The organism is Delftia sp. ZNC0008, from assembly GCF_000799035.1.
Classification (GTDB): domain Bacteria; phylum Pseudomonadota; class Gammaproteobacteria; order Burkholderiales; family Burkholderiaceae_C; genus Comamonas; species Comamonas tsuruhatensis.
In genome coordinates this window covers 16,790-23,779 of the sequence record NZ_JTKZ01000437.1, presented here as the reverse complement: position 1 = coordinate 23,779, position 6,990 = coordinate 16,790, and the positions used below count along the sequence as shown (strand labels likewise).

The following is a 6,990-nucleotide window of genomic DNA, read 5'->3' as shown; positions in this document are numbered from 1 at the left end:
TCCGCGTCCAGGCGCGCGCGCATCGCCGGATCGGCCAGGCCCGCCTTCAAGGCCTTCTGCAGGCTGGCCACCACATCGGCAGGCAGGTCCTTGGGACCCGCCAGCCCGAACCAGCCGCTCAGCGCGTAGCCCTTGAGCGCCGCGTTCTCGCCCAGTGCGGGCACGTCCTTCATCATGGCGATGCGGTGGGCCGTGGTCACGCCCAGGGCCTTGATCTTGCCGCTCTGGATGAAAGGAGCCGCCACCGAGGGAGAGACGATGGCGAAGTCCAGGTTGCCGCCCGCCAGGTCGCTGGTCATCGCGGCCGAGCCCTTGTAGGGCACATGGACGATGTCCACCCCGGCCATCTTCTTGATCAGCTCGCCCGAGAAATGCGGCGTGGACCCGATGCCCGGGCTGCCGTAGCTGTACTTGCCGGGATGGGCCTTGGCCAGGGCGATGAACTCGTCGATGGTCTTGGCCGGCATCTTGGTGCCGGCCACCCACAGGTTGGGCAGCACGCCGGTCAGCGCGATGCCGGTCAGGTCCGTGGCCGGGTCGTACTTCTGCGCGGCGTTGACGAACTTCGTGCCCGCCAATTCGTTGCTGGAGCCTGCGAGCAGGGTATAGCCATCGGCCTTGGCACCGACCACGCGCTGCGCGGCCACCACGCCGGCGGCACCGGGCACGTTGTCGACCACGACGGTCGCATTGAGGTGCTTGGCCAGGATGTCACCCACCACGCGCCCCACCAGGTCGACCGAGCCGCCTGCCGCGTAGCCGACGACGACGCGAATGGGCTTGTTGGGATAGGTGGTCTGGGCGCACAGCGGACCCGCCGCCAGGACAGCCGCGGCGCTGATCAGCGCGCGGCGGGAAAAACGGAATTCATGCATGGATCGATCTCAGGGGAGACAGGCATCAGCCGACAATCAAAATGATATTGCTCAACAATATTCACCGATTGTCTGACATTGCCTTGTGGAATCCATCCCTGAAAACCATGAGTTCCACCCGTCGCCCTAGCCTGCTATTCAGCGCAGAACCGCCGGCAGCCAGCCGCGCAGGCTGTTGACGAAGGCCCAGGCCTGCACGCGCGGCAGGTCGTCCAGCCGTACCGGGTGCTCCACCACGCGGCCCTCGTCCAGCGCCACCGCGCGGCCCACGCCGGGCAGCAGGCCGCTGGACAGCGGCGGAGTCACCCAGCGGCCCGCCAGCAGCACGGCGATGTTGCCGCGCGTGCCCTCGGTGATCTCGCCGTCCTCGTTGTGGAGCACGGTGTCGAACACCGAGGCATCGGTGGGCTGCAGGCTGTCGTAGTGCGCGCGGCGCGAGGTCTTGAAACGCACCCAGTCGCCACGCGCCACCGCATTGGCGATGGGCCGGTCGGCCAGCGCCAGCCGAACAGGCGTGGCGGAAGGTGGCAGCGGCGCCGCCTGGGTCTGTATCCGCCCCGTGGCATCCAGCGCCAGGCGCACGCGCCAGTGGCCGCTGGCGTGCGCCTGGCGCAGTTGCTGCAATGCCTGCTCCAGCACGGCATCCGTGCAGGGCCGGCCGAAATGCCGCGCCGCGTCCTGCATGCGCGTCACATGGCGCTGCAGGTGGATGAAACCGCCATCCCGCAGGGCCAGGGTTTCCAGAATGTCGAAATCGAAGTCCGTATCCGCCATGGCTGCACGCCCTTTCACACCTTGTCCAGAAAAGCCCTCTTGTGGCGCCATTCCTGCCATTCGGCAGGCGCCTCGGCGCCCGAAGTGATGCCGCTGCCGATGCCGCAGCGCAGTTCCGTGCCACGCGCCACCACCGTGCGTATGGGCACATTGAAGGTGGCGTGCACGCGCCCTGCAGTGGTGCCGGGCCGCACCACGCCCACGGCGCCGCAGTAGACGCCGCGCGGACCCGATTCCAGTTCGTGGATGAGCCGCATGGCCTGGCGCTTGGGCGCGCCCGTGATGGAGCCGCAGGGAAACAGCGCCGCAAACACGTCCGCCAGGCCGGTGCCGGGCCGCGTGCGCGCCTGCACGTCGGACGTCATCTGCCACACGGTGGGCAGGGGTTCGGCATGGAACAGGCGCGGCACCTGGACGCTGAAAGGCTCGGCAATGCGCGAGACATCGTTGCGCAGCAGGTCCACGATCATCACGTTCTCGGCCCGCTCCTTGGGCGAGGACCGCATGGCCTGGACATTCGCCTCGTCCTGTGCAGGCGTGGCGCCACGCGGCGCCGTGCCCTTCATGGGGCGCGTGAGGATGCGCTCGCCATCCCAGTCGAAGAACAGCTCGGGCGAGACGGACAGCACCTGCTCGTCGCCGCTGTCCATGCAGGCCACGTAGCCGCCGGGCTGGGCACGTCGCAGCGCGGCGAACAGCGATGGGATGTCGCCCAGCAGCCGGCCCATGAACTGGGCCGTGTAATTGATCTGATAGCAGTCACCGGCCGCAATCGCCTCGTGGATGCGCGCAATGGCGGCATCGAAATCCGCGCGCTCCAGGCCGGGCTGCCATTGCGCCTGAGATTGCACCTGAGATTGCACCTGAGGGCCGGTCTCGACCGCGTCCGCGTCTTCAGGCCAGGGCCGGGGGCCGTCGAAGACGGCAAACCAGGCCAGCGGCTCGCCTGGCGGCGTGGCATGCAGGGCGCCGGCGTAGGCCGCGTCAAACGCCGCCGCCGCCTCGTAGCGCACCCAGCCCAGGCACCACAGGCCGGCCTGGGCAGCCTGCTGCACGGCGTCAAGCACACCGCGCACCTGCTCGGGCGCATGGGCTGCCAGGCTGCGCAGCGGCGGCCCGAAGCCATGGCGCAGCCGGGCGGCCGAGCCGTCATGAGGGTTGGGAAAATCGATCAGAAACTTCACAAAACGGCCGTCAACGCATGCTGTACTTGCATCAGCAGCTTCGCTATCGATAGCAGCCACTGACACGGGGCCGCCCAGTGTAGAGCGCGGGGAACAAAAAAGCGCCCCGAAGGGCGCCAAACCAAGCGTCCCGAAAGGACGCTTTCCACCAACAGGCCCGGCACCATGCCGGACCCATATCCATTCACATCACTTCTGCGTGACGGTGTGCTGGCCTTCCAGGCGGGCCACGGCCTCGCGGTAGGCAGGGCCGCTGCGCAGTTGCTGGTAGCGGGCCAGGCCGCGCTGGTATTCGGCCGAGTTGTAGCCGATTTCGCGGTCAGCCGAGGGCGAGGGCAGGTAGGTCATGCCTGCCTGGTGCCACATCTCGAGGTCGGCCAGCACTTCGGCGCGGCTCAGGCCTGCGGTGGCGGAGGACGAGGGGGAAACGGCTTCTTGGGCCATTGCAGTGCCGGCGAGGCCCAGGGTCAGGGCGGCCAGTGCAGCGGAGAGGGTACGCATGTCAGATCCTTTCAAAAGGCCGCTCGGCATTCATTTCCTCACGGCATGGACGTACTATGCGGCGCTGCAGCATTCTTCGTCTGTGCGTTTTCTCACGTGTTTTGGCATCCGGCCCGGGCGGCCCGCTGCCTTTTCACCCGTGCTCCCCTCGACAGAAGGCCGATTCACGCGTTCTAGAAACAGTGTTTTTCGCGGCTTGAAACAGCCGCGGCAGACAAGGCTCAGCGCGCTTCCTCGAGCAGCACGCGCAGGCCTTCGACATGGCAGATGCGCAGGTTGCGGCCTTCGCGCCGCAGCAGGCCCAGGCGCACCAGGCGCGACATCTCGCGCGCCACTTCCTCGCGGCTGGAGCCCAGCAGCAGCGCCAGATCGGTCTGCCGGGGTGCGGGCGCCAGCAGGGCCTGCCCCTGGTCGATGCCCGCGCGCTCGGCACGTTCCAGCAACTGGGTATGCAGGCGGCTGCGCACCGACAGCGTTCCCAGATCCACCATGCGGCGCGCCAGCGCCACGGCCAGGTCGCTGAGCCGGCCGATGAAGGCGCGCAGGACCTGGGGCTCGTTCATGAGCAGGGCTTCCACATCCTCATGGGCCAGCGAGGCAATCAGGCTGGGGACGCCTGCCTCGACCACCAGGGGCATGGCCGTGCAGCCCGCCTGCTGCTGCGGCAGACCGCCGAAGAACACGCCCTGTGCAATCTCGCCCAGCGTGAGCCCGCGCCCGTTGGGGGCATAGCTGCTGACGCGCAAGCCGCCCTGCACGAGCATGTAGAGACGCTGATCGGTGTATGCGCCCTCCAGCGTCTGGTGCAGCGCCAGATGCTGCCAGCGGCATTGCGCGGCCAGTTCGGCCAGGCGCTCGTCGGACAGGCTTTGCAGCACATGGACCTGGCGCAGGCCCTGCCAGGCCACGGCGGGAAGAAGCGGAGATGTCTGTAAGGAACCGGACATGGTGCAACACCGTTGAAGCGCATCCGCAGGGCCTGTGCGGGCCCTGTCGTCCGTCGCGGGAATCACAGCATAGCGGGATCGCATAGACTCGTCGCGCGCCGGGAATCGCACTGTCCGGCTCCCCGGATGGCCGCACCGCGCAGCACAGAAAAAAGGGAGGGCTTCATGGAATCGAGCATCGAATCGGCACGACCACCCGCGCGCCCGCAGGCCACCGTGGCGGCCTGGGCGCAATCCGTGGAACAGGCGATCGCCAGCCAGCAATGGCATGGGGCCTGGCGTGCACTCATAGACGCCGCCCTGCCCGCCGAAACCGCCGTGCAGCAGAGCCTGCTGACTGCGCTGGATGCCTGGGATGGCCTTGCTGCCGATTCCGGCGCAGAGCCCCGCCGCGCGCTGGTGCAGCAGGTTTTCGACGCCCTGCATGCCGCCCATGCCCCGGGCCAGGCGCTGCAGGCCGATTCCGCACCTTCCCGTGCGCACCGTGCATACCGTGCGCACTGCATACTGGGACGGCAACTGGTCAAGCGCTACCGGCGCGGCGGCTTTGCGCTGGGGCCGGTGGATGTGGCCGTGGAGCCCGGCACCATCCTCGGACTGGTGGGCGAGAACGGCAACGGCAAGACCACCTTGCTGCGCCTGCTGGCCGCCGATCTGGCGCCCGACGCGGGGCAGCTGGACTGGGGCGTTCCCGCCGCCGATGCCTACCTGCTGCGCACCCAGCTCGCCTATATCCCCCAGCGCCCGGCCGTCTGGAGCGGGCGCCTGATGGACCATCTGCAATTCGCCGCGCGCAGCCATGGCGCCGTGGGCCCACGCAACATCTGCCTGGTACAGCTGGTCATCGCGCAGCTGGGGCTGCGCGCCTTCCGGGGCCACCAGTGGAAACAGCTGTCCTCGGGCTACAAGATGCGCTTCGAGCTGGCGCGCGCCCTGCTCTGCCGGCCGCGCGTGCTGCTGCTGGACGAGCCGCTGGCCAACCTGGACATCAACGCCCAGCAGACCCTGCTGACCGATCTGCAGTCGCTGGCGCGCTCGCCCTGGCAACCCATGGCCCTGGTGCTGAGTTCACAGCAGCTGTACGAGGTGGAAAAGGTGGCCGACCAGGTGCTGTTCCTGGAGCAAGGCCAGCCGCGCAGCGTTCAGCAGAGCTTTGCCGCCATGCAAGGCTGCGCCATCGAGTTCGAGACCGGCTGGGCCATGGCGCAACTGAAACCCTGGCTGGACCGGCTGCCATCCCATACGCACCAGCTCAGCGGCCAGACCCACATCGTGAGCTTTCATGTGCCGTTCACGGCAGCGCAGTTCCTGGCGCAGGCCGTGCAGGCACAGATGCCCGTGCGCTATTTCCGCGACATCACCGCATCCACCCGCCGCCTGTTCGTGAGGGACTGAGCCATGCCACGTTTTTCCGATATGACGAACCGCTGGGACCAATGGGTGCTGATGCGCTGCCCCCTGCTGTGGCAGCTGCGGCTGCACTGGTATCTGCCGCTGGCGCTGCTGTGGTGCGTGCTGGTGCTGGGCATCTGGATGCAATGGATGGCCGAACCGGCGCGCTGGATGGGCTCCCTGCCCGGCGTTGCGTCCACAGCCCAGCAAACGCCCGAGCAATTGGCACTGGACATCGGCTCCGTCGTGGCCTGCATCGTGGCGATCGGCCTGGCGCTGTGGTGGTTGCTGCGCGTGCGCATCCACAACCGCTGGCGCGAACACGCCCCCGTGGGCCGCTGGGGCCTGTGCTGGGAGTACCTGTGGGGAGCCTTGTTCCTATCGCTATTGTTCGCGCCTGCGATCGCCTTTTCGCCCATCTATGAAATGCGGATGCAGCGCCAATGGTCGGACACGGATGTCAGTGCACAGATCCAGACTGTCGAGCAAGTCGCCGCCCTGGAGGCGCTTGTCGCGCCACGCCAGGCGGCCATGCTCGTGGAATGGATACGTGTGCTGCGCGAGGAAGAGGTCGATCCGGCGAAGTACCCGGGCATCCAGGCCCTGGTCTGGTTGATGCGCGGAGACCAGGCCGCGATTGCCGCGACGCTGGAGCGCTACGGCCAGCCATTGCAGGCCAGAGGCTATGTGCGCCAGTCTGCCAGCTCCGCCCAGGACCAGGCGGAGCACCTGCTGGCCAGCTACCGCAGCGCGCTGCAATCCCCCCTGGCCCAGGAATGGCGCGCCTACCTGGCCGCGAACCCGCAACCAGGGAATGGCGAGAAGGCATCCAGGGCACAGGATTCCAACTGCAAACCAACCCTGGGTCGCAGCAGGCCTTCGGATCTGGAGCCGGATCCGCGCAAATGCTTTGATGTCTATCTGGCCCAGAACAACCGCAAGTGGCTCATCCCGCTGGAGAGGTTCGACATCCGGCGGAGCCCGCTGCAGCATGTGCAATGGAAGCACGCGCGCTACGGCCTCGCCCTGCATGCCTACCAGGAAAGCCATCTGCAGCGCGCTGAAAGATCCAGCGACGAAGGCTGGCAAAGGATGGCCCAGTTGCTGGCAACCGCCAGCGCTGGCTTTTTCCTTGCCTTGGCCCTGGTGCTGGTGCGCCTGATGCCTGTCATGCAGCTGGTGGCCTGGGGCGCATGCCTGGTCCTGACCTTGCTTGGCAGCGTGCTGGCCGGGATGCTGGGAATCACCAACCTCTATGTGCTGGGGCTGTTTCCAGCCGCGCTGATATCGGTCGCCTGGCTGCGCATCCGTGTGCTC

General features: G+C 67.6%; 7 protein-coding genes. 2 read left to right on the top strand and 5 right to left on the bottom strand.

Annotated elements, in window-relative coordinates:
- From L995_RS14500 to L995_RS14480, 5 genes are all read right to left on the bottom strand, one after another.
- On the bottom strand, positions 1–875 hold an 875-nt coding region (locus L995_RS14500; protein ID WP_047472400.1), incomplete at its 3' end, for a Bug family tripartite tricarboxylate transporter substrate binding protein.
- A 138-nt stretch (positions 876–1,013) separates the two neighbouring features.
- Complete coding sequence (locus L995_RS14495; protein WP_046984874.1) at positions 1,014–1,649, bottom strand: aminotransferase class IV; 636 nt, start codon at positions 1,647–1,649, stop codon at positions 1,014–1,016.
- 14 nt (positions 1,650–1,663) lie between these two features.
- Positions 1,664–2,833 (bottom strand): aminodeoxychorismate synthase component I, encoded by a 1,170-nt coding sequence (pabB, locus tag L995_RS14490; RefSeq protein WP_047472399.1) that lies wholly within the window; start codon positions 2,831–2,833, stop codon positions 1,664–1,666.
- Between the two features lie 189 nt (positions 2,834–3,022).
- Positions 3,023–3,334 carry a DUF4148 domain-containing protein gene (locus L995_RS14485; RefSeq protein WP_016449055.1) on the bottom strand — a complete coding sequence of 104 codons (312 nt, stop codon included), beginning with the start codon at positions 3,332–3,334 and terminating at the stop codon, positions 3,023–3,025.
- Positions 3,335–3,555: 221 nt separating this feature from the next.
- The gene (locus L995_RS14480; RefSeq protein ID WP_047326023.1) at positions 3,556–4,281 is read right to left on the bottom strand and encodes a Crp/Fnr family transcriptional regulator; all 726 of its coding nucleotides are present in this window, start codon (positions 4,279–4,281) and stop codon (positions 3,556–3,558) included.
- A gap of 165 nt (positions 4,282–4,446) precedes the next feature.
- Here L995_RS14480 and L995_RS14475 point away from each other — a divergent pair, with 165 nt between their 5' ends.
- The gene (locus L995_RS14475) at positions 4,447–5,676 is read left to right on the top strand and encodes an ATP-binding cassette domain-containing protein (RefSeq protein ID WP_047472401.1); all 1,230 of its coding nucleotides are present in this window, start codon (positions 4,447–4,449) and stop codon (positions 5,674–5,676) included.
- 3 nt (positions 5,677–5,679) lie between these two features.
- The coding region (locus tag L995_RS14470; RefSeq protein WP_231574434.1) for a hypothetical protein at positions 5,680–6,990 on the top strand (1,311 nt) is incomplete at its 3' end.